The 25,577-nt window shown below is 36.6% G+C and carries 16 protein-coding genes and 1 pseudogene; 13 read left to right on the forward strand and 4 right to left on the reverse strand.

Annotated features, from left to right (window positions below; translation table 11 throughout):
- Positions 1–2 precede the first annotated feature (2 nt).
- The 6 genes and pseudogenes from MT390_RS06425 to MT390_RS06450 all read left to right on the forward strand — a co-directional run.
- The gene (locus tag MT390_RS06425) at positions 3–2,876 is read left to right on the forward strand and encodes a hypothetical protein (RefSeq protein ID WP_499440210.1); all 2,874 of its coding nucleotides are present in this window, start codon (positions 3–5) and stop codon (positions 2,874–2,876) included.
- A 9-nt stretch (positions 2,877–2,885) separates the two neighbouring features.
- Positions 2,886–8,969, forward strand: a complete 6,084-nt coding sequence (locus MT390_RS06430) for a hotdog fold thioesterase (RefSeq protein ID WP_499440211.1) — start codon at positions 2,886–2,888, stop codon at positions 8,967–8,969.
- An 11-nt stretch (positions 8,970–8,980) separates the two neighbouring features.
- Complete coding sequence (locus tag MT390_RS06435; protein ID WP_499440212.1) at positions 8,981–10,642, forward strand: PfaD family polyunsaturated fatty acid/polyketide biosynthesis protein; 1,662 nt, start codon at positions 8,981–8,983, stop codon at positions 10,640–10,642.
- Between the two features lie 69 nt (positions 10,643–10,711).
- A complete protein-coding gene (locus MT390_RS06440; RefSeq protein WP_499440214.1) occupies positions 10,712–11,137 on the forward strand; it encodes a VF530 family DNA-binding protein in 426 nt (141 codons plus the stop codon).
- Between the two features lie 55 nt (positions 11,138–11,192).
- Positions 11,193–11,672: a GNAT family N-acetyltransferase gene (locus MT390_RS06445; protein WP_499440216.1), complete on the forward strand. Its 480-nt coding sequence runs from the start codon at positions 11,193–11,195 to the stop codon at positions 11,670–11,672.
- A 208-nt stretch (positions 11,673–11,880) separates the two neighbouring features.
- A pseudogene (locus MT390_RS06450) lies at positions 11,881–12,252 on the forward strand (VF530 family protein); the annotation flags it as partial.
- Positions 12,253–12,850: 598 nt separating this feature from the next.
- Here MT390_RS06450 and MT390_RS06455 read toward each other — a convergent pair.
- Both MT390_RS06455 and MT390_RS06460 read right to left on the reverse strand, forming a co-directional pair.
- The gene (locus tag MT390_RS06455) at positions 12,851–13,456 is read right to left on the reverse strand and encodes a hypothetical protein (RefSeq protein WP_499440218.1); all 606 of its coding nucleotides are present in this window, start codon (positions 13,454–13,456) and stop codon (positions 12,851–12,853) included.
- Between the two features lie 471 nt (positions 13,457–13,927).
- Positions 13,928–14,503 carry a DUF2057 family protein gene (locus MT390_RS06460; protein WP_166369260.1) on the reverse strand — a complete coding sequence of 192 codons (576 nt, stop codon included), beginning with the start codon at positions 14,501–14,503 and terminating at the stop codon, positions 13,928–13,930.
- Positions 14,504–14,740: 237 nt separating this feature from the next.
- Between MT390_RS06460 and MT390_RS06465 the strand changes: the two genes are divergently transcribed.
- Positions 14,741–16,006, forward strand: coding sequence for a dicarboxylate/amino acid:cation symporter (locus tag MT390_RS06465; RefSeq protein WP_499440219.1), 1,266 nt, complete (start codon positions 14,741–14,743; stop codon positions 16,004–16,006).
- 257 nt (positions 16,007–16,263) lie between these two features.
- A complete protein-coding gene (locus MT390_RS06470; RefSeq protein WP_028867203.1) occupies positions 16,264–16,449 on the forward strand; it encodes a putative motility protein in 186 nt (61 codons plus the stop codon).
- Between the two features lie 209 nt (positions 16,450–16,658).
- Here MT390_RS06470 and fbp read toward each other — a convergent pair whose 3' ends face one another.
- Complete coding sequence (gene fbp, locus MT390_RS06475) at positions 16,659–17,663, reverse strand: class 1 fructose-bisphosphatase (RefSeq protein WP_499440221.1); 1,005 nt, start codon at positions 17,661–17,663, stop codon at positions 16,659–16,661.
- A 538-nt stretch (positions 17,664–18,201) separates the two neighbouring features.
- Positions 18,202–19,494, reverse strand: a complete 1,293-nt coding sequence (locus MT390_RS06480; RefSeq protein WP_166369264.1) for a DEAD/DEAH box helicase — start codon at positions 19,492–19,494, stop codon at positions 18,202–18,204.
- Positions 19,495–19,907: 413 nt separating this feature from the next.
- Here MT390_RS06480 and MT390_RS06485 point away from each other — a divergent pair, with 413 nt between their 5' ends.
- The 5 genes from MT390_RS06485 to MT390_RS06505 all read left to right on the forward strand — a co-directional run bounded on the left by MT390_RS06485 (position 19,908) and on the right by MT390_RS06505 (position 25,430).
- A complete protein-coding gene (locus MT390_RS06485) occupies positions 19,908–20,273 on the forward strand; it encodes a thioredoxin domain-containing protein (protein ID WP_499440223.1) in 366 nt (121 codons plus the stop codon).
- A 388-nt stretch (positions 20,274–20,661) separates the two neighbouring features.
- Complete coding sequence (locus MT390_RS06490) at positions 20,662–21,000, forward strand: hypothetical protein (RefSeq protein ID WP_166369268.1); 339 nt, start codon at positions 20,662–20,664, stop codon at positions 20,998–21,000.
- Positions 21,001–21,008: 8 nt separating this feature from the next.
- Positions 21,009–22,169: a cyclic di-GMP phosphodiesterase gene (locus tag MT390_RS06495; protein ID WP_166369270.1), complete on the forward strand. Its 1,161-nt coding sequence runs from the start codon at positions 21,009–21,011 to the stop codon at positions 22,167–22,169.
- A gap of 204 nt (positions 22,170–22,373) precedes the next feature.
- Positions 22,374–24,581 carry a helix-hairpin-helix domain-containing protein gene (locus MT390_RS06500; RefSeq protein WP_499440226.1) on the forward strand — a complete coding sequence of 736 codons (2,208 nt, stop codon included), beginning with the start codon at positions 22,374–22,376 and terminating at the stop codon, positions 24,579–24,581.
- A gap of 93 nt (positions 24,582–24,674) precedes the next feature.
- On the forward strand, positions 24,675–25,430 hold the full coding sequence (locus MT390_RS06505) for a tRNA (adenine(22)-N(1))-methyltransferase TrmK (RefSeq protein ID WP_499440228.1): 756 nt from the start codon (positions 24,675–24,677) through the stop codon (positions 25,428–25,430).
- The last annotated feature ends 147 nt before the right edge of the window (positions 25,431–25,577 follow it).

The following is a 25,577-nucleotide window of genomic DNA, read 5'->3' on the forward strand; positions in this document are numbered from 1 at the left end:
TAATGCTTGCTGTGATCGGTCTAGGGGGGAGTTTTGCATCAGTAAAAGATATTGATGCATTCGATTACCACCTATACAGAAATCAATCTATTCCATTAGTAAAGCAGGACCATTACGGGCCTGTTTTAACTGATGCCGAAAGGGTTGTTGAGCAGTTATTAACGGTAAATCATTTATCTGGCAATGATATTCACTTATTGATTGTAGATGAAGACAATTTATCTGTTTTTCAGCCATTACTATCCAATACTGAATCCAGTACTAATTTTTTTGCTGTTAGTACTGTTTTTTCGATCACAGAGGCATTGAAAAAGGCGCAAGAAGTAAGCTTTGTTGCTACAAACAACGACAAGCTTAGCTATTCTCGTACTGTAAAATCAAATATCAGCACTTTAAGCAATAAAGCATCCATCATCCTTTCTATTAATCAACAATATTTAGATGGTGTTGCTGCATTATTAGTTTGCGATAAAGCTTTACTTGAACAACCACTATCGCAATTTCACTTATGTCATTGTTATGCTGAAATTAATGCATTTTCTGCTTTGAATTATACAAAAACTTCTTGTAATGATGAAGTGAGTGAACATATACAAGATTTTTTATCGACTAATGATATTAATCCTGCCCAGGTTGAATCTATACTCACTGGTGAATCTGTAGCTGAAGGTTGTACAAGTGAACAAAACAAAGTTTACCGGCATCAGCATCAAGGCAGTTGGCTAAATGCCTTTCAATGTTTATCTGAACAACAAATTCAAGCATCATCTGGACAAAAAAAAGATCAAGCTAAGACAACATTATTAACGGCAGTAGAGTGTATTAGGACTGATTCGGTAAATTTCACTGCGTTAGTGTCACTGCTTGCCGCTATATTATGTTTAGATCAGCGCTATCGTTTAGGTTGTAAGCAAAGCTTGATTCAAAAGAAAAATAAAAAGCAGGGGGCAAAGCAAGCTGATAATGAAACACCGTCTATAACCGATTGGCAACATTCACCTTTTTACTATCTAGCCCATTCGAACAGTTATTTAAGTGATAAAGCAAACGAGGGAGCTAATACTAGACCTCGTCGAGTGATTGTAAGCCATATCGGCCATGTAAAAGATTCGACGAAAGACGCTAATAATGCTGATGCTAAAAATATTGACAACAATACTTATATTAATGGGCTGCTTGAATTAATTAGTGTGTCCGCAGCAAGCATAAAAGAAGGTGATAGTTTTAACGTAAATAACGGTTTTTTAGCTCAACAAGCGTTAAAACCAGTGATTTTTCGTGCTTCAAAGATGCAATTATTATTAAAGCTTTTAAAGCAAACATTACTGCATGTAATGGATATGATTTCTGCAAGTCAAACATTGTCATTTGTTGAATTTGTTAAGCAAAAAAATAATTTAACTTATTCGATTAATGCTCAAGTGGATGCTCAAGATAATAACCAAATCAATGCTAGATTCGCGATGGGTGGAGATACTCAGGCGCAGTTTTGTGTCGTGCTGTTAGCGTCTTCATTTATAACATTAGTGGAACAAATACAATTAGCCATCGCCGGTGTTAGCGTTGCCAAGCAAAATAAAAAACCTTGGAAGACACCTGTTGGTAGCTATTTTAGTGGGCAAGCAGTGAGTACCTTTAAAACGCCAAAACCACTTAGTTTTATCTACCCTGGTGTGGGCGCATTATACGTCAATATGGGCAAAGATTTACTGCGTTTATTTCCTCAGTGTTGGCAATCATTATCCATGCTCAGTGATGATCTTGCACATAGCTTACAAGATGCGTTGCTCACGCCACGCTTGATAGATGAAGTTGATTTTAATATGTCCTTAGCGCTAGAAAAGTCGTTGCGTGCAGAATTAGCGAATATTGCTGAGGCAGGCGTTAGTTATGCGTGTTTATTAACTAATATTTTTCAGCAACAACTTGGTTTAAAAGCGACCAGTGCTGCGGGTTATAGCATGGGAGAAGTGAGTATGTTTGCTGCGCTAGACTGCTGGCAAACACCACAGTTAATGAGCCAACGTTTCAGAAATAGCAAGGTGTTTACTGAGCAGTTATCTGGTCCATTAAAACGCTTACAGAGCATTCAAACAAACAGCCTAGATAAAATTGAATTTACTGAGCAGAGTAGCTGTACTGTAGTAAATAAAACACCAAATAAAACAAGCAATACTACCAACAACAAAATCGATAAAAGCAGTGTTAGTCCAACTTCAGAACAACCTTTGTGGGAATCTTATCATATCAAAGCGGGGCTTTTGCAGGTTGAATCCATTATTGAAGAATTCCCAAGTGTTTATATCACTATTATCAATACGCCAGAGAGCCTGGTCATTGCTGGTGTGCCTGAACAATGTTTAGCATTAGCCAAACGATTAAATTTGCGTGCTATCGCTCTGAATGTACACAACATAATTCACTGTGAGTTAGCAAAAAGCGAATACGAAAACATGTTGCAGCTGTATTCTTTACCGATCAAACAAAAACTAAGTTGCCAGCTATTTTCAAGTTCTTGTTATTTACCGATACCTATCACGCAAAAAGCCATTGCCGTGAGTATTAGTAAATGTTTAACGGAATTAGTTGATTTTCCTCGATTAATAAACAAAATAGCGGCATCAGGTGAAACGGTCTTTATTGAGATGGGCGCGGGTAAGTCCCTGAGTACTTGGATTGAACGCATTTTAAAAAATAGCACTCAGCCAATTACCTGTTTATCAGTTAACCAAAATAAATTAGATGATCATAGTGCCATTTTAAAAACCATCGCAGCCTTGTTGAGCCTTGGTTATCCTATTCATTTACAGCCTTTTTTTAGTGGTTCATTAATACGACCCGTTAAGAAGTTGTCTGCTTTAGTATCAGTATCATAGAGAGTAATTATGGAAAACATCGCCATCGTAGGTATTGCTAATTTATTTCCAGGGTCGAGTGCACCAGAGGAGTTTTGGCAGCAATTACTAAAGCAACAAGATAATCGAACGCCAATCACTGAACATGAACTAGGTGTTAATCCAAACGAATATCTAGGGCGCAAGGGTGAAAGCGATAAATATTATTGTTTATATGGCGGTTACATTCGTGATTTTAACTTTGATGGTACTGAATATATTACTAATCAACGGTCATTAAATGGAAGAAAAGCAGTAACTGCCGATGATTTAAACCAGCTAGATGATTTACATCAATGGTCGCTGTACGTGACTAAACGTGCTTTGCAGGATGCAGGGTATTTGCACAGTGAAAAATTAAAAGATTGTGGGTTGATTCTAGGTAACCTTTCTTTCCCGACCAAGCAATCTAATCATCTTTTTTTAGAGTTATATCGTGATGTGGTAGAGCTTGCCTTACAGCAAACGATTGATTCAAGGTTTCAACTGTCTACTTTTGTACCTACTAAAACCGTTTCTCCTTATAATGCACTTGTGGCCGGTTATCCCGCTGCTTTATTAGCTGAAGTTAATGGTCTCGGTGGCAATTATTTTTCCTTGGATGCTGCTTGTGCTTCATCATGTTATAGCGTGAAATTAGCCTGTGATTATTTGCAAACGGGTAAAGCTAATATGATGTTAGCGGGGGCGGTTTCTGCTGCCGATTCTTTATTTGTGAACATGGGATTTTCAATCTTTCAAGCTTTTCCTGAAAATAATCGACATGCTCCTTTTGATCAAGATTCACAAGGGCTATTTGCTGCACAAGGTGCCGGCATGATGGTACTTAAGCGACATAGTGATGCCATTAAAGACGGGGATCATATTCATGCTGTGATCAAAGGCGGAGCTTTAACCAATGATGGCAAAGGTGAATTTGTACTTAGTCCTAATAGTAAAGGGCAAATATTAGCTTATCAAGAAGCCTATAAAGATGCGCAGATTGATCCACGAGAAATTGATTACATTGAATGTCATGCAACGGGGACTCCTAAAGGCGATAAAGTTGAATTAACGTCTATGGAACAGTTTTTTAGTCAATATCATCATAAACCTTTACTTGGATCTGCAAAATCTAACCTCGGTCATTTATTAACGGCTGCAGGTATGCCTGCGATGACAAAAGCTATTTATGCACTTAACGAGAAAATGATCCCTGCAACCATTAATGTTGATAATGCCATTGCGACTAAACAGAGTTACTTTTCAGCACAACAGATCCCGACTCAAAATATAAGATGGCCTGAAACCTCACATTCATTAGATCATAAACATCAAAATACAGCAGGTGTTAGTGTGTTTGGTTTTGGTGGTAGTAATGCTCACTTAGTGTTGCAAGCAGGTGATAGCCCAAAAACAGACAATACAAATCAACTCAACCCTGTACAAAGTCTTGCTATTGTTGGAATAGACTGCCACTTTGGTTCGGTTGATAATGCATTCGATTATCAGCAGTTATTAAATAGCAACGAAAATAATTTTGTCGATTTACCGGAGAAACGTTGGCAAGGGATTGATAAACAAGCATCAGTACTGAATCGAATGGGATTACAAAAACCCCCTAAAGGGAATTATCTCAGCGAATTTGAGATAGATTTTTTGCGTTTTAAGATTCCGCCTAATGATCAAGATAGCTTGATACCACAACAGTTATTAATGATGAAGGTGGCTGACAATGCCGCTAAAGATGCTAACTTAACGCCAGGAAGTAATGTTGCTGTTTTGGTCGCTATGGGATTAGAGCTTGATCTACACCAATATCGTGGACGTGTTAATCTGCACAGCCAAATTCAGCAAAGTTTATCTGCACAGGGGATTGAATTAACCAAGCAGCAGTTGGCCGAATTGATTGCTATCAGCAAACAGAGTATTAACGAACCGGCGCAGCTAAACCAATACACTAGTTTTATTGGTAATATCATGGCTTCAAGAATCTCTGCATTATGGGACTTTAGTGGACCTGCCTTTACGGTTTCTAGTGAAGAAAACTCGGTGTATAAATGCATTGATATTGCGGATAATTTATTTAAAACGAGCGCGGTCGAAGCGGTTATTATTGCCAGTGTTGATTTAGCGGGAAGTATCGAAAATATTTCACTGAGGCAACGTTTTAGTGCAAGTGAAATGAATCCTATGGAAAATCGAGTTGCTGTAAATGCACAAGTACAATCCCGTTCTGAACAACAATTACGGTGGTTAGTCGGAGAAGGCGCAGGAGCTATTGTTGTTAAAGCAAATTCTGCTCAGGTATCCGCACAAGTAAAGGATTTAGAAGGTGATAACTCGCAGCTCGCAGACTCTCGAGTGAACGAATCTGATACAGTTTATGCAAATATTGAAGCTGTTAACTTTGCCCCTAATATCAATGCACAGAGTAATGTTGAGCTTATTTCTCGTACATTAGCAAAAGCACAGATCAGTGCAGCACAAATTACCCACGTTGAAGCTTTTGCCGCTGGTAATCAACAACAATTAACAGATGAACATCATGCTTTGACTAAGCATTATGCAAGTGCCTCTATTGTTTCTAGCAAGCAAAAGGTAGGGCATTGTTATAACGCATCTGGTATGGCGAGCCTTATTGCAAGTGTATTTGCTGTTAAGGACAATAAACAAACAGACGGCGAACAAAATAATGTTGTTGCACCAAGTCGTTATGTTGCAATAAATGGATTAGGTATGGACAATAGTATTGCCCATCTTATTATGTCTAATGTGAACGCGACTAAACTTGTTACTAAGGTATCGGCTAAGCAAACAACAAAGCAAGCAGGTAAGCCTTCTAAGCCAGGATTAATTAAAACGGTAACCTTAGGCGGTAAATCAATTTTTGATAGTATTTGCCAACAACAAAACAATCCACTCATTGAACAAATACAGCACTCTTTTAATTGGCAGTTTAAAGCCCCTGAAATGGCCCATTTAAATGCCTCCATCAATACTGCTAATAGCAGAAATAATGTTGAAACGATGACCGAAAAAACACAAAAAACAACAGGGAAAATTGAAAGTACTGTTGGCGAAACAGAGAAACAAAAACAGCATAGTCAAGTAGTAAGGCCAGTAGTAAGTAAAGTCGCAAGCCAAGTAAGTAGTGAAATTGAGCAACAAAGCCAAACTCATCAAGCATTCTTACGTGCTCGATTTATGGCTGAAAAGCAGATATCTACCTTGATCAAGCTGCAGGCTCAGCTTGTAATGGGTGAGCAAATGCCGATGACTAATAATGAATTATTTAATCCTGCGCAAATTACGGCAGTTGAGCAGCCTATAGGTCATTCAAATCAGCCATCAACAAACCTAGTTGGTTTATTGTCGATTCAGGGGCAAAGTGGGTATGACTATCCACCTTTGAAGTTAATCCCCAAATATAATAAACCTGCCAATATTGTTTTTGATACTGCGCAATTGGTGGAGTTTGCGGAAGGTAATATTGGTAATGTATTTGGTCAGCAGTATGCCGTTATTGATAGCTATAAACGCAGAGTACGTTTGCCGACTACGGATTATTTATTGGTAAGTCGAGTTACCGAACTCAGTGCACAAACGCATCAATATAAAAAATCTTCTATGTTTACCGAGTATGACATTCCTTTGGATGCACCTTTTTTAATTGATGGTCAAATACCTTGGTCTGTATCCGTAGAATCTGGACAATGCGATCTTATGCTAATTTCTTATATTGGCATTGATTTTCAGAACAAAGGTGAGCGTGTATACCGCTTATTAGACTGTGAATTAACATTTTTAGAAGAGATGGCTTTTGGCGGTGAAACCTTGCGCTATGAAATTCATATTGATTCTTATGCTAAAAATGGTGAGCAGTTATTGTTTTTCTTCCATTATGATTGTTTTGTTGGCGATAAAAAAGTGTTAATCATGCGTAATGGTTGTGCTGGTTTCTTCACCGATGAGGAGCTAGCAGATGGAAAAGGGGTGATTGCAACAGCTAATGACAAAGCACAATACGATAGTGCAATAAAATCATCATTTAGCCCCTTAATTGCTAATACTCAAACACAATACGATTATCAATCGATGTTAAAATTAGTGCATGGTGATATCAAAGGGTGCTTTGGTGATGCTTATGATCAACAGGGGCGTAACCCTTCATTAAAGTTCTCATCTGAAAAATTCTTAATGATTGAACGAATCACTAAAATTGATAAAAATGGGGGGCATTGGGGACTCGGTTTACTAGAAGGTCAAAAACAATTAGACCCTGAACATTGGTATTTCCCTTGCCACTTTAAGGATGACCAAGTGATGGCTGGCTCGTTAATGTCTGAAGGTTGTGGCCAAATGGCAATGTTCTTCATGCTCTGGTTAGGTATGAATAGTCATGTCAATAATGCACGTTTTCAACCGATGGCCGGTGAAGCGCAAACGGTGCGTTGCCGTGGTCAAGTTAGACCTCAAACTAATACTCTGACCTATAGAATGGAAGTGACTGAAATTGGAATGTCACCGTGTCCATTTATCAAAGCAAATATCGATATTATTTTGGACGGTAAAGTTGTCGTCGATTTTAAAAATTTGTGTATGGAAATAAAAGAGCAAGATCAAACAAGCCCTTATCCTGTATCCCTTCCTAACAATGTAAATCGCGTGAATAATGCAAATAATATTTCTATAAATCACTTGGTTGAAGCCTCTGCACTAAGTGATGCCGCTTTAGGATTTGAACAAGGCAAATACAGTGTTGATCAACACAGTATTGACCAACATAGTATTGATCAACACTGTATCGATGAACGAGGTATCAAACCGTTTCTAAATACAACACGACCACTGATGCGTGTTGAATCAGACTTGAGTGTACCGACTAATAAAGGTGTCGTGCCAATACAACATTTTGCAGCACCTTATTTTGAAGGGCAGAATAGACAACCAGATACGCTACCTTTTACGCCTTGGCATCTGTTTGAATTTGCAACGGGAAACATTAGCCAGTGTTTTGGACAAGACTTTGATGTTTATCAAGGCAGAACACCACCAAGAACGCCCTGTGGTGATTTACAGGTGGTTACTAAGGTCGTTGATGTGCAAGGTCAACGTATGGACTTTAAAACGCCTGCTAGCTGTATTGCTGAATATGAGGTTCCGGAAGATGCCTGGTATTTCACTAAAAATAGCTGTGAAAACTGGATGCCTTATTCGCTATTAATGGAGATTGCATTACAACCAAACGGATTTATCTCTGCGTACATGGGGACTACCCTAAAATACCCGGAAAAAGATCTCTATTTTCGCAATTTAGACGGTCATGGAGAGATCATTAAGCAGATCGATTTACTTGGAAAAACCATCGTTAATAAATCTGTGTTGTTATCAACAAGCATGGCAGGTGGTGCAATCATTCAAAGCTTTAGTTTTGAATTAAGTGTGGATGCAGAAACAATATACCGTGGTGGAGCGGTCTTTGGTTATTTCAGTGCAGACTCATTAACTAATCAGTTGGGTATTGATAACGGACAAGTAACTCAACCGTGGTTTGTTGAGTATAATATTGCGGCAACTGATATTACACAGATTGATCTTACAGATGATACACTGAGTTTATTCAATTCATCTGCACAGAAGCCAAATTATCGTTTAGCTGGTGGGCAATTAAACTTTGTTGATACAGTGAGTATTGTTGAAGGTGGTGGAGATCATCAATTAGCTTACATTTATGGGCAACGCCACATTGATGCGAGTGATTGGTTCTTCCGTTATCATTTCCATCAAGATCCTGTAATGCCAGGCTCTTTAGGCGTAGAAGCCATTATCGAGTTGTTACAGTGTTATGCGTTAACCCATGATTTAGGTAAGCAATTCAGTAATCCTCGTTTTATTGCGCCAACAACTAAGGTTGCGTGGAAATATCGCGGACAAATTACACCACTTAATAAACAAATGAGCTTGGATGTGCACTTAAAAGAGATTATTACTAGTGCATCGGAAGTGCGCTTAATAGGCGATGCTAACTTATCAAAAGATGGTTTGCGTATCTATCAAGTGAAAGACATTGTTCTGAGTATCGTTGAAGCTTAAAGAGAAAAATAATGACACAAGCAACTTACAAAGCAGCACTTATTGAAATCAATAAACAACAAATTGATTGGAATTGGCAAGTAGCTGCCTCAACATTATCCGATGACCCTGTTAGCTTAAAAAATGCATTATTAGCGATTGGTAAACCGATGTATTTAGCTAAATCAAATAATAACATTGCGGTCACTCATCAGTTAATGAGTCATCAAGAAAATACAGCAGTAGATACTTCATCAGCTTCTGTTTTTCCGGTACTCGCGTTTGCACAAGCAATTAAAGCTGAAGAACTTGGTTCCGCTGAATTTAAAAAAGCGCATGGTGTAAAATATGCTTATCATGGTGGCGCGATGGCCAATGGCATTGCATCAGTAGAGTTAGTGATTGCATTAGGTCAAGCTGGTTTTTTATGTTCATTTGGCGCTGCAGGACTTATTCCTGATGTCATCGAAGCGTCCATTAAACGTATACAACGTGCGTTGCCTGATGGCCCTTTTGCGGTTAACTTAATTCACTCTCCCAGCGAGCAAGCGCTTGAATCGGGTGCGGTAGAGCGGTTTTTGAAATTAGGTGTTAACACTGTAGAAGCTTCTGCGTTTTTAGCTTTGACTGAACATATTGTACATTATCGCGTCGCAGGTCTTTCGCAAAATTCAGATGGTAGTATTGCTATTAACAATAAAGTTATTGCAAAAGTTTCACGCACTGAAGTTGCAGAACGATTCATGTCACCTGCGCCGCAAAAGTTTTTAACAAAATTACTCGCAGCAGGGAAAATAACGGCAATACAGGCGGAGCTTGCACTGAAGGTGCCTATGGCCGATGATATTACCGCTGAAGCAGATTCTGGTGGACACACTGACAACCGTCCTTTTTTAACACTCCTACCAACTATTATAAAACAGCGTGATCAGTTACAAGAAAAGTATAACTATATGACGCCACTGCGTGTTGGTGCTGGAGGCGGAATAGGAACCCCTGAATCTGCTTTAGCTGCATTTAATATGGGTGCTGCTTACATTGTTCTTGGCTCTGTTAACCAAGCTTGTGTAGAAGCGGGCGCTTCGGAACATACAAGAAGATTATTAGCGAATGTAGAGATGGCCGATGTGACCATGGCCCCTGCGGCGGATATGTTTGAAATGGGGGTTAAACTACAAGTGGTAAAGCGTGGCTCAATGTTTGCTATGCGAGCGAATAAACTCTATGAGCTCTACACTAATTACCCAAGTATTGAAGCCATTCCTACCATTGAACGCGAGAAAGTGGAAAAACAAATTTTTAGACAAAATCTAGATCAAGTGTGGGATATTACCAAAGCCTTTTTTCATGAGCGTGATCCAGAAATGTTAGCCAGAGCGCACCATGATCCAAAACGAAAAATGGCACTTATATTCCGTTGGTATTTAGGTCTGTCATCACGCTGGTCAAATATTGGTGAAAAGGGACGTGAAATGGACTATCAAATATGGGCTGGACCGAGTTTGGGTGCCTTTAATAGTTGGGTAAAAGACAGTTATTTAGCCGATTACCAACAACGAAATGCAGTCGATGTTGCATTACATTTATTGACTGGTGCTGCATATTTAGAACGCATCAATCAACTTAAATATCAAGGCGTGACAGTACACAACAGTCTATTGAATTATCATCCAGCACATTCTTTTTTGTCTTAATAAATTAAAATTGCCAGTGAAATCAAGTTCCGCTGAGAGTCTCTGGCAAATATAAAAGTAGAGTAAAACATGACCGTAAAAAAACAAAATAATCCATTGTATGGATTAAAGCTAGAAGTACTATTAACCGAAATATCAGAACACTACACTTGGCCAGGCTTAAGTGAGGCACTATTGATAGATCGTTTTAATTTCCATACCGGTATGAAATCTACTTGTAAATTTTTGCGTAACAATCAATGGGCACGTGAAAAAGTTGAAACCTTTTATCTGTATGAATTCAAAGCCTATCCATACCCAGAACCCAAGTTACTGGCTAAGCCACCTAGAGACAGAAATATCCCTGAAGATCAGATGCCTGATGAACCTAAACCTATTACTAATGCGATGATTGATCGTGTTGATATAGCATGTAAATACCGCATTTATGAGAAAGCAGACAATATTAAGAATGAACCTGTTTATGACCCAAGCAATCCATGGGGTGTTAAATGATGCTTTGTATCAAGACGAAGTTATTAAATGATAATTGCAAAGAGGGGAACAGATCATGTTGAGTTGGGAGTTAAAGTTTTTTAAAGAATTATCTGCACATCGTTTATACCAAGTATTAAAGCTTAGACAAGACGTGTTTATACTTGAACAGCAATGTTTATATGCTGATACTGATAATTTAGACCAGCAGGCAGTGCATATATTATTAATATCGGAAGAGAATGATGATTTAGTCGCCTATTGTCGAATTATTCCAGCTGGTATTATTTTTCAAGAAGTAGCGGTTGGTAGGGTAGCAGTATCTGCCAATGCACGTAAAAGTGGCTTAGCTAAGCAACTGATGCACAAAGCGATTGATTTTATTAGAGATGAAATGCAAGCACCAGCTATTAAAATATCTGCTCAATCTCACTTACAAAATTTTTATCAGTCATTAGGGTTTATTATTTGTTCAGATCCTTACGATGAAGATGGCATTGAACATATAGACATGAAATTGATAAATGATCAGTTTAATGGCCAACTTAATAGTTAGGGTATTATTTAATCAATTTGTATGTTGTTATCGTAACCATCCCAAAGAATAATGGAAGCAATGACGCTGAATTGAAATGATTGCTATAATGTAAAAATAAAACAATAATGTTATTAAGGTTGAGCTTACTATCTAACCTACATTTAGCTGGTAACTTACCAACATTCATATTATCTACCGATTTATTGAAATACCCTTAGGAAAGAAAATGTCTGCCGAATTACAAAGAAACAACCCACTTCATGGTTTGAAAACTGAAACATTATTAACAGAGTTGGTCGAATTTTATGGTTGGAAAATCTTATTTGCAGCAACCCGTTTTAAATGTTTTGACGTTAACCCAAGTATAAAAGGTAGTTTAAAATTTTTACAAAAAACGGAATGGGCACGATTAAAGTTAGAGAACTTTTATTTATATCGTTTTAAGCGTATGCCTAAACCTAATGATGTAGAATTTCATTTAGACCCGAGAGAGCGTGGTTTTGACCATGGTATTGTACCTTTATCTCCGATGAAACTAACCATTGAATCAATAGAGTTGTCACAAGCTAAAGCAGCATCGGCTTTTCAAGAGCGACAAAATGAGAAACGCCAAAGTCATCAATCACGCAGACAAGACACTAAACATCCTATGCGTGATAATAAAGTGGCAAGTAAAAAAACTGATAAAGCAGAGCCTAAGTATGACCCAAGTAATCCTTGGAACGTTTAATTAGCCTAAGTAATTGTTAAAAGGTTAATTATTAAGAGATGCTTGTTAAGCTATAAGAGATTAAGCTGTAAATACTCAACAAATAAATGCTTAATAAATATTCAATATATATACCCGTTATCAATCGAGATGCTTTATTCAGTCGTTAGCTTGGACAGCAAGGCAAGGCGTAACATGATAACAATGGCTAGTCCTTATCGAATGTTGCAACGCTGAATTGCTTTTCGAGGTAACGACCCACAGGGTAAGTTGTGAGGCAAGCATCTTCGTTGTTAGAAAGTATTTATTGAACTAGTTAGATCTTCAATTTTCTGCCTAGAAGCTACTCACCTCACAACTTGCTGAGCTTTGCATCTTGAATGGTAACGGGTATAGATGAGTCATAATTAGTTATGGCTTTCAAAACTATACTTTATTCTTCACAATAGCAGTTAAGCAACTGCACTTATTATGCGAATCTAGACATCTATTTATTTAACTTTCTTTTCAGTAATAAAATTTGTTTGATCAGCTGAGATTTTTCTAATTTTGCTAATTCTGCAACTTGTAAGTCATTTTTAATTAATGAGTCAAAATCATCGGTATCGGTATCATTGCTGTTTGATGATTGGTTCTGTGCATTGGATAACTGTTGTTTTAATTCCTGATTTTTCACACTTAAGCTATCAATTGTTTGCTGCATTTTTTTTGTATCACGCGCAGGCTCTTTAGCGGCAAAAATAAGGGATTCTAGGGTTTTATTTAACGCTTTATTTTTGGCAACTTTCTTTAACTGGTCACCAGCTTTAATAGATAAGTTAAAGGTATAGAGTTTTTTTCCATCATCGCTATCACGTGACTTTTTACTGCGCCAAGCTTTAAACATTTTATTACGTAATTCACGGCCTTCAGCTGTGGTTTCAAGTAACTGGCATAGCTGTGTAAATTGTGTCTCAGACATATTATTAATATCGATTCCTAAGCCCTGTGTTAAAGATAATAATAGGGGGGTTTTAGGTATTAAATAATTTTTTACCCACTGACTATTTGATTCGTTCCATTCAAAACTTGCAGGGGTTTCTACTGTGATCACATGAATCTCCTTATTATATTGACACCTTAAAGAATAAAACTAATTAAAAAAAGATAGCAAAAGGCAAACCTGACAATGAATATGTTACTTTAAATTTTTTTTATAAAAAATAGAAAAACAGCACGCTTGATGACTGGTTTATCAAAAATATAACAGTTATAAATTGCGCCAAATCCATATATGAAAGTCGAGTCAGCACCTTATACTGCTCCAAGTTTATATCAATAACCGATACAAAAACTAGACGTAGTAGGCAACCAAGATATTGATTGCTCACTACGTCTTAATTCTTAGAACAACAATTACGAGAATAATTACCACAACATATCGCCATATGTGTTGCCACTTTTTACACTATATTTGGTGACACTAAGTGGTATTTCGCGAAGTGTCGCTTAATTTCTCATGATCGCTATTATTATATAAACATTGTTATAAAAACGTTTTTACACAATATTTTTTTATTAATGGTTATCGTGTTTCGTTGTTGATCAACCATATTTTGAATTGTTTCTTCTGCTCAACAGTTGCTGCTCTATATTCGTCAATTAAGCTATTTGTAGTCACTTTTTTAACGGTGCCAGAACTAACATCTATGTTGTTATCTCGATTTGTGTCAGCGATTAATGCTTCGATATCACTATATGGCAACAAACCTTTACCATGCAATTCAGTCGGGTTTTCAACCTGATATTTACCATTATCATTCGTTACATACCAGTTTAAACCCGCTTGAATCTTTTGACCTGCTTGTTCAGCGCTATACAATTTATCAGTCGAGATAGTTGTTTCGCCATTCACATCTACATTTAACAAAAACGGTCTACTTTCTGTAAAACGATTATCATCAATATCAAACTTTTTACTGAATCTCACTGCAATTTGCTGCTTACCATCTTTCACTTCTAATGTGTTATCGCTCATAAATGAGGATTCCACTTTTACACCATTTACAGCTAGGACACTAATACCGTCATTGGTGATAATTTCACCTGAAAAAGCGAGAGGGCTAATAGCCAGGGATAATAATAATCCTGTGATTTTCATATGTTTTTTCCTAATTAAAAGAGACGAAATAAAAAATTGAGTAAATAAGGTCAATATGACAGATTCTGCTTCGCTTTGGTATATCAAGATGTGATATATCACTATAAAATTGAGACAATGATCACTGGTTGCAGAAAGATTGATCGTTATCAGTTTCAATTACATTATTTAAGGTAGTTTGTTACGTAATATTAGAGCTAGTTTAATTTAGTTATCAAAGTAATAAAAGGATTCCTCGTGGTTAAAATTAAGAAAAGTGTGTTCTCTAACATAGGCACTCAAGTTGTTATTGCAATGATAATAGGTACTGCTGTTGGTGCTTATATGGGGCCAAGTGCAGAAGTATTTGCACCATTGGGGTCTATTTTTATTCACCTCATTAAAATGTTAGTGATACCACTTGTAGCAGTCGCCATTATTACTGGAGCAGCTAATTTAGGAGATAGCCCTGCGGCAGGAAAAATTGGAGTCAGTACTTTTGCATTTTTTATGCTCACGTCTGCTGTTGCAGTGGCATTAGCAATAGGTTTAGGTGAATTATTTGAACCTGGTGTAGGCATTGACTTAAGCAGCATGCATTCAATGTTCTCTAATGAATATGCAGATAAAGGCGAAGTACCTGGATTTTTTGCGACAGTATTAGGCATGATCCCAACAAATATTTTTAAATCCTTAAACAATGCAAATATTCTACAAGTTTTAGTTTTTTGTTTGTTTCTCGGTATTGCTCTGTCTAAAGTAGATAAAAACAAATCTGCACCATTAATGTCTGCATTATCGGCTTTAGTTGATGCTTTTGTTTGGATGATTAATGTAGTGATGCGAATTGCGCCTATTGGTGTTTTTGGTCTAATGGCAGAAGCCGTGGGTACATTTGGATTTGATGTACTTACCATGGTAATGAAATTATTTGTCGTTTACGTAGTTGCAATTCTTATATTTGGTTTTGGTTTTTATCCGTTATTAATCAAGCTGCTATCTAAGGTTTCTGTACGTCATTTTTTATCGGTAATGAAAGCGCCGCAAGCCGTTGCATTATCCACTGCCTCTTCTATGGCAACTCTGCCTGTGACAATGGATGTGGTTGAGAAAGAACTTAATATCAACAACTCGACGGCCTCTTTTGTCTTACCGCTAGGGGCGACTATTAACATGAGCGGTAACGCTATTTACTATGGTTTAGTGGCTGTGTTTTTTGCGCAAGTATTTAATGTTGATTTAACCTTTGGTGCTTACGCCGCTATTATATTTACCGCCACTATTGGTGCTATTGGACAAGCGGGTGTACCTGGCCCGTCGTTTTTAGTTGTTGCTGTTTTATTAGCTGCTGGGATCCCGATAGAAGGGTTACCATTGTTGTTTGCACTGGACCGTATTTTTGACATGATCAGAACTGCTTTGAATATTACCGGTGACGCAGCTTGTGCTGTTATTGTTGATGGATTAAACCCAAACCATGAGCAACAAGAAAATGAATTAGAGGTTGAAGCACCAGGACGTTAATCACCTTAAGAGTCAATTGCTTATTTCTTGAATTCAGTTAATGTCGAAATTCAGCTATTAAAAAGGAGCCTAGCTTCTTTTTTTATCTTTATAATTCAAGAAATATGAGTTCCTGTCGATAACAGATTATACCGCTACATTTTTATTTACTTTTTAGTTCCTTATTACGGGTCAATATGAAAAATAAGCAGTAGGGAAGTTAATAGATATCGTCATTAAAAATGAAGCTATGAAAGGTACAGATAAGGAGAATATTGATGGATATGAGTGTCGTTGGCAGTGTGCTAACAGAACAAACTAAAATAAATACGCTGGAAACGGTCAATGTTAATTTATTAAAAAAGAGTAATGACCAAGCTGAGCAACAGGCTACTCAATTATTAGAATCAATTCCGCCTATGCCTGAAGGTAGTAAGGGCAATAACATTGATACGCATGTCTAGCTTCTTCTATTAAGCATCATTTATGTTTGACTAGAATGTACTTTTATTATTAGGTAGTTATTATCAGGTATTTGCTATTTGCTATTAGGTATTTTTTAATGAAGGTCAAATGACCAAATCTAATCACTCAAAAAATTTAACATATATAGAAAAATGCCAAACATAAGTTTGGCATTTTTATGGTGTTATTATTATAAGATCAGAACCGTTTATGCTTCAGGATAGTCCGCGATCATTTTTTCAGCATCTTTTACCATACCAGCACTACCACAAACAAATGGTACACGTTGATGTAATTCAGTTGGCTCAATTTCCATAATTCTTTTCGTACCTGTGCTTGCAATACCACCTGATTGTTCTGCAAGGAATGCAATAGGATTACACTCATATAACAATCTTAACTTGCCTAGTGGAGCTTGTGCTGTAGATGGGTACATAAATATACCACCTTTCAATAGATTACGATGGAAGTCAGCAACTAATGAACCGATGTAGCGAGAGGTATAAGGGCGGTTATCTTCTGGTACAATTTCTTGACAGAATTTAATATACTTTTTAATACCCAATGGGAATTTCAAGTAATTACCTTCATTGATTGAATAACACTTTCCAGTTTCAGGCGTCATCATATTTTCATGTGATAGATAAAATACGCCTAAAGATGGGTCACAGGTAAAGCCATGAACACCGTTACCCGTGGTATAAACAAGCATGGTAGATGAACCATAAATTACATATCCTGCAGCAACTTGTTTAATACCTGGTTGTAAAAAATCTTCTAGTGTCACAGGCGATCCAACTGGACTCACACGGCGGTAGATTGAGAAAATAGTACCCACAGAAACATTCACATCAATATTACTAGAGCCATCTAGCGGATCCATTAATACAACGTATTTACTATTTACACCACGTTCACTATCAAAACTTACGAAGTCGTCTTCTTCTTCAGAAGCTACACCACAAACCTCCCCGCGAGCTTCCAGAGCACATTTAAATTTATCATTAGCGTATAAATCTAGTTTTTGCTGTGTTTCACCTTGGACATTTTCAATACCAGTGGCACCAATAATGTCAGCAATGCCGGCTTTGTTAATTTCACGGTTAACAATTTTGGCTGCTAAACGAATTGCGCCTAATAACCCCGTTAACTCCCCACTAGCTTCTGGGAAATCATGTTGTTTTTCAATAATGTACTCGCCTAAAGTGATCATATTCTCTCCAATAAGTGTTGGAATTTTATTATAAGTATAAATAATAAAATTTGCTCATAAAAAGGTGTGAGCTAGTTCTAATAAATTAAAATTCTAGGTATATTGTATTACAAATAAGGGGTTTCTTATAATTTTATCCACGCAGTTAGGTATTTCAATAATGTTACAACCCAATATCTTTGAATTACAGGGATATCACATTTCTTTTACCTTTTATGTGAAGAAGGAATGACTTAGCGTTATAGGTTTAATTAACACTTACAAAATTTCATTAAAGCTGCTAGAGAGAGGGCTCGAAGCTTGTTGTCGTTATTTTTATAATTTTATAAATTAGTTGATTTGAATTCATATGAGTTAATATCATTAAACACGAAGTAGTCCTGTACAAAATTTTTAATTTAGTCTGTTTATTTATCATTGATAAAGAATAATAACTAATAATTTTTATGGGGGGTACGAGAGGGATGGCTGACAATGAAATTAGTGAGTTGCTACCTTATTGTTGAATAAGGTAGCACTGTGTCACCAATAGTGCGTATTAACGTGCTTTTCTGGCTTTGTTTTTTGCACGGCGTACGGCAGATGGTTTATTTTCTGCTTTACGTTTCTCTACCAGCTGATTACGTTCTTGAGTCGCTTTATAACGACTTTTCTTGAACGATTTACCATCTTGCTGTACTTCCGTTGTACTGTTAAATTCGTAACCGGGATATACAATTCGTTCAAATTTTCGCCCAATAAGTGTTTCTATACTATCTAAAAATTGTTCATCTTTAGGACTTACTAGTGAGATGGCATGACCGCTTTTACCCGCCCGCCCCGTTCGACCAATACGGTGCACATAGTCTTCAGACAAAAATGGCAGATGAAAGTTAACTACGTGTGGTAAGTCTGGAATATCTAAACCGCGTGCTGCGACATCGGTAGCGACCAAAACACGAACACTGCCTTCTACAAATTGTTGAATCGCTTTATTACGCGCACCTTGTGTTTTGTCCCCATGACATAATGCGGCTTTGATGCCATCCAACTTTAATTCCTGTGCGAGTATATTGGCACTTTCTTTGGTACCAGCGAAAACCAACACTTGTTTCCAATTCTTAACGCCGATCAACTCAGATAATAACTCACGTTTACGCGATTCACTTACCCAGTAAACTTGTTGTTTAACCTTACCTGATGTTGAGTTTTGCTTAGCTGTTTCAATATTTTTAGGGGTATGTAAAATTTTATTCGCTAGAGTTTTTACTTTATTAGAAAAAGTCGCTGAAAACATCAGAGTTTGATGTTTTTGTTTAATAATATCAGTAATTTGTTGAATATCAGTTAGGAACCCCATATCCAACATTCGATCTGCTTCATCTAAAACTAGATGTTTAATATGTGCTAAATCTACTTGGCGTGCGTTAACGTGTTCTATCAAACGTCCTGGTGTCGCGATTAACACGTCTACACCTTGTTTAAGCATTTGCTTTTGAGGTGATACATTAGCACCTCCGGTAACCACGCCTGATGTAAGAGGCAGAAATTGACTGTATTGCTTAACATTCTCTGCTACTTGTAATGCTAATTCACGTGTTGGAGTTAAAATAAGTACTTTGATAGTACGTGAAGTGCCAATATTATTAGGTTGGTTTTTAGCTAAAATATCCAATAAAGGAAGGGTGAATGCAGCTGTTTTGCCGGTACCTGTTTGTGCACTTGCCAATACATCATGGCCTGCTTTGATGATCGGAATTGCTTGTTGTTGGATTGGGGTTAGCTTTGAATAACCACAGGCTTTCACTGCCTTTAAAAGATTCGCAGATAGTCCTGCTGCATCAACACTCATATTGTTACCTAATTTATACGCTTAAAATCAACGCGCAGTATAACAAAATCAATTTATAATGTATGAAAAACATAGGCGCTAATAAACGTTTTTTATTGATTACGTTGTAGAGTTTTTGATGTGCTATCAAATATTGCTTTAAGGTCTTTTATTTAAGTAAATACTATTTCGTTATTGTAGAATTGGTGAATAGTATTTGCCTGTTATTCATTTGCTTATTTCAGGATGATATTTTTACTATTGAGTGTCTCGCTGTGATGCTTATTTACGCCGTGTGAGCTGTTAATTTACAGAGCTAAGAACTGTCCTGGCATTGAGCTGTGTTTATTAATGAATTCACACTCATAAGTAATTATCACTTCTATTCGATACTTCAAACCGAACAAAAAAATCAACAAAATAGGAAATACAAGATGTCTCTAAAACTAGTACCCATAACCGTTAGTCAATTTGAACAAAAAATATCAAATAAAGAATCTTTTATCTTAAATGTCGTTGCCACTTGGTGCTCTGATTGCACAGACCAACGTCTTAATCTTGAGTCATTTGTTGCCTCTGTCGCAGAATATGATTTGTCGGTACTTGAATTGACTGCTCAGGAAACTAAAGGAGAATATATCAGTCCTGAAATAGCAGGGGTGATTGAGCAATTCGGAGGGCATGGTTTTCCTCGTACTGTACTCATTAGCAAGGGTAATATAATCAGTGCAGACAATGTTGAAATAATCAGTGAACAAGCATTATTACAACTAGCAAAGAAATTTAAACAACATATATAGTTACTTAACGATTCGTATCTAATCTGCACATCAATAAAACGATGTGTAATTAGTACTTTAATTCAAGAAATAAAGAATTCAAGGTCTGCACTAGTCTACTTGTTCCCCACTATTCTAATTACTAATGTGTACAAGAGTTGTGCCCATTAGTTATTATCCTAAGTTTTTTTGCTTAGTAGTTATGCTTGCGCATTTAACTTATTCAACGTTGCGTTGTAATGAGTTAATCATTAACTGTAAAAACCATCAATTACTCAATAATTGATCTTAAACAAAAATTAATTTACAAACGGCCACAAAAATCTCAAAGTTATGCTAATTTTATATTCTTAAATCGTTATTGTTTTTATATGATTGATTTTGTAACACTACTTATTAAAGGTCGATAATGCCATTGCTTAATAATCTTGCTCCAGAAAAAAAAATGACGGTCATTTTTAGAATGGAACCTGGATCACTAGGGCCTGATGGAAAAGTATATGTTAATGAATTCTGTGAATTTGCCCAAACCCAATTACAAGCTAGTGCATCGCATTATTTGAATTGGTTTATTGTGCCTAGATTTGACAAAACATTAAGTGAAATGAAGTTTCAACTCGGCAATAAAACAATCACTCAAGAGCAGGCAACAAAATATTTATCCCTATTTGGTGAAAGTTATTTACATTTTGAAGAGCAGCTTGAGGATAACCTTGAAGCTATTATTAACCAATATTTTGGTCGTTAAGGATTACAATGATTAAAAAAATAACAGCAGACCAACTACAAGTTGGTATGTACATTCATCACCTTGTAGTTGGTTGGTTAAACAATCCTTTTACATCAAGTAAGTTCTTACTTAAATCTAAAAATGATATTCAAAAAATACGTGATGCTGGCATAAAATGGGTCGAGATTGATACTAGTAAGGGGCTAGACACTTTACTTGTTAAAAGTACTCGACCAAAAGTCGAAGCCTCAGTAAAGCAACAAACCAAAAGTGCCAAAGAAGAAATGGAAGCAGCTAAAGCTGCCTTTGAAGATGCAAGGCAGTTTATTAGTGGTGTAATGAATAGTGCAAAAATGGGGCAATGCGTTGAATTAGAACAAGTTGAGCCCGTCATTAAAGACCTAAGCGACTCGATTTTACGCAACGAAAATGCATTACTCGGCCTCACTCATATTCGTAATATGGATTATTATACTTTTGAACATTCGGTTAGTTTTTCTGTACTTATGATGTCTTTTGCAAAAGGTATGGGCAAATCTGATGAGTTTATTTGTGCAGTGGGAATAGGTGGGTTATTACATGATATCGGTAAAACGATCACACCAGATCATATTCTAAATAAACCAGGGAAATTAACGCCTGAAGAATTCGTGATCATGAAAGAACACGTAGTGCATAGTCGTATTATTCTTGAAAAGACCGAAGGTTTATCGCAAATATCAATGGATGTTGCGGCAATGCACCATGAAAAATACGATGGTAACGGTTACCCACTGGGTTTAAATAAAGACCAAATAAGTTTAGCAGGTCAAATGTCGGCCATTGTTGATGTTTACGATGCACTAACAGCAGACCGTTGTTATCATAAAGGTAAAAAACCATCTGAAGCGCTTCAATTTTTATTAAAAGGATCTGGCAGCCATTTTAATCCGCAACTAGTACAACAATTTATACAGTCGGTTGGTATCTATCCCGCGGGATCGGTTGTGTTATTAAACAATGGTTATTTAGCAACCGTCATTGAAATAAAAGATAATATGTTAAAACCAATTGTAGAGATTTTCTTTAATACTAAGACAAAACAAAACGTGCAAAAAGAGTTGATCGACTTGAGTAGCTCAACTGACCTTAAAGTAAAGAATGTAGATAGTTATGAAAATTGGAACATTAAACCTTTAATCGCTTAGTTCCTTACATTAGCCTCTTATAAAAGCCTAAAATAATTTTATTTTCTGGCTTTTATTCCTTTTAAATTTAGATATCACATTTAAATCTGCTAACCGTGTAAGAGAAAACACTTTTTAATAGAAAGTAAAATAAAAGTAAGTCGAAAAAATCGTGTAAGTATGCTAAAAATAGCCGCTATTTATTTGATTATAAGATCCGCTAATATGCCTAATTCTGTTACTCAACTCTCTGAACTCAAAGATCAATTAGCAAAAGAGTGTCAAATTTCAGCGTCTCAAGTAGAAGCTGCCATCCATTTATTAGATGATGGAAATACAGTCCCATTTATTGCCCGTTATCGAAAACACTTAACGCAATCCTTAGACGATAATCAACTGCGCTTATTAGAGACCAAGCTAATTTATTTTAGAGAACTCGCCACGCGTAAACAAAGCATTTTAAAAGCAATTGATAAAGCCGGTAAATTAACCAATAAACTAAAAAATGAAATTCAAGCAATACAAGATAAAGTCAGTCTTGAGCATTGTTATGCTCCCTTTAAAACTACCCGTATCACCAAAGCAAAATTAGCCGAAGAAGCAGGTTTAAATGGGTTAGCAGAGCTACTTTGGGCTTCACCTAAACAACCTTTAAATAAAATTGCACAACGTTATATTAATGATGCAAAAGGCTTTACCAATAGCGCACAAGTATTAGAAGGTGCACTAGCGATTGCGGTTGATAAACTAGCTCAAGATATTGAATTAACAAACTTATTAAAACAGCATTTATTTGACCAAGGCGAAGTGTCTTCAGTGGTGGTAAAATCTAAACTAGATGACGCGATTAAGTTTAAAGACTATTTTGACTTTAATTCTCGTTTAAACAGGTTACCGGCGCATCGTGTACTCGCTATGTTACGCGGTAAAGCTGAAGGTTATCTTCGTCTTAAAATTAATCCAGATCCATTTCAAAAAGATAAAAAAGCTTATAGTTATTGCCAAACCTTAATAGCCAAGCATCTTAATGTTTACCTTGCCAAAGATGACCATGACTCATGGGCTCGACAAGTCATTGACCACGCATGGCGAACAAAATTGTTAGTGAGTTTAGAGAAGCAAATTTTTGTTCAATTAAAAGAACAAGCGGATCATGAGGCGATTGAACAATTCGCTAGCAATTTAAGTGCATTGTTAATGGCTTCACCAGCAGGTGAAAAAGTGACGCTAGGTTTAGATCCAGGCTTTAGAAGTGGTTGTAAAATAGCTGTTGTTGATAAAACAGGTGAATTAATAGAAACTGCTACGATTTATCCTCATCAACCACAATTGCAAACAACACAAGCCCAACAAACAATTAAAAAATTGATTGAACAATACAATGTTGAATTAATTGCCATTGGAAACGGCACCGCATCGCGTGAAAGTGAACAATTTATTTCGCAGATATTAGCGTCAATCGATGCAAACCTTCAATCTGTTTCAGTCAGCGAAGCCGGGGCTTCAGTCTATTCTGCATCAGCGTTAGCAGCACAGGAATTTCCGCAACTTGACGTTACTTTACGTGGTGCAGTATCTATAGCGCGACGTTTACAAGATCCGTTATCAGAACTCGTTAAAATTGAAGCAAAAGCTATTGGTGTTGGCCTTTATCAACATGATGTTCAACAAACGTTATTAACGAAACGATTACAAGCTGTGGTTGAAGATTGTGTGAATAAAGTCGGCGTGGATCTTAATACTGCTTCACCCAATGTATTAATGCATGTTGCAGGATTAAATGCGACACTTGCTCAAAATATTATTACTTATAGACAGCAGCATGGCCGTTTTAAATCTCGCCAAGCATTAACTAAAGTGCCGCGTTTAGGGACTAAAGCATTTCAGCAAGCAGCAGGCTTTTTGACTGTCAATGGAGGCGATGAATGCTTAGATGAAACCATACTTCATCCTGAGCAATACCCATTAGCAAAACAATTAATTGCGTTTAATAATAAATCAACTCAAGACGTGCTTATAAATAAAGATGCATCAGCATTAATATTACCTCCTATCAAGCAAGTTAAAGACAGTGATCAAGAATCAATCTTACAGGCTTATCAAGAAATTTTAACGATATTGAGCATGACGAGGCGCGACCCAAGAGAACAATTTAAAGTGGCAGAATTTGACCAGAGTATTCATAAAGTCAGTGATTTGGAAGTGGACATGTTATTGCAAGGGGTTGTTACCAATGTCGCGAACTTTGGCGCTTTTGTTGATTTAGGAGTGCATCAAGATGGATTGGTTCATATATCAATGTTGAGCGATGGTTTTGTAAATGACCCTCATAAAATCGTGAAAGTGGGGCAAGTTGTAAATGTTAAAGTAACGAGCATTGACCAACAACGTAAGCGAATCGCGTTAACCATGAAAAACATTAAACAACCTTAGCGGGTAAATTATAAACCTTGAAAGGAAAGCCACTTAAATCAATTAAATTATCAACTCAATCCTTTAAATATTGTAAAATAAAGCAAAATAATAATGAAATTAAATAAACGTTTATTAGCTCTCTCTGAAATGGTCAATCAACCTTATAACGTGGTTTGGGATTGTTGCTGTGACCATGGTCTATTAGGTTTTAAAATTTTAGCTAATGGGTTAATAAAGCAAGTTAATTTTGTAGATGTTGTGCCTGAGTTAATTGATCAATTATCACAAAAGTTAATCAAGTATGCTGATCAGTTACCTGCTGATAGTCGTTGGCAAACATGGTGCATGGATGTAGCTAAAATATCACTAGAGTCCAACGTCGAATTGGGAACGCATTGTGTGAGTTCAAATTTTTCTATTTCAGAGCATGTTGTACATGATAGAGATTGGCCTGCTCATCTAATTATCATTAGTGGGGTGGGAGGGGAATTGATGATAGATATATTGACTGGAATGATGCGGCGTTATTCTGGCCACAATATCGATTTTTTATTATGTCCTGTACAACATACCTACAAGCTGCGACTCACGCTAATAGATTTAGGTTTTAAGTTAAAACAAGAACAATTGGTTATTGAAAATAATCGTGGCTACGAGCTTATGCTTATAAATCAAATTTATGGCGAGCCACTATCAGTAACAGGTAATAAGCTTTGGCTACCTGAGGTTGACCATGAAGCTTATTTAAGTAAATTGATTCATCATTATCAAAAAATTAATAAGAGTAATAGGGATGAACTAAAAATGGAAAGATTGGCCTTAAAAGATTATTTAAGCTTACAAAATCGCTTATATAAGAAGAAATAATAGAGCTTAAGCTCGTATTTCACTTTTGTGTATTAGAAGTCTGTGTTGACTTAATTTACTGATGCTAGGCTTTCATTGGTTAAGCTAATTAGCATTTTATGTTGATAGATTAAAACTGATAAATAATTTTTTAATGAAAAAGAATTC

The sequence above is a fragment of the Vibrio sp. 2-Bac 85 genome (assembly GCF_037546705.1).
Taxonomy (GTDB): domain Bacteria; phylum Pseudomonadota; class Gammaproteobacteria; order Enterobacterales; family Psychromonadaceae; genus Psychromonas.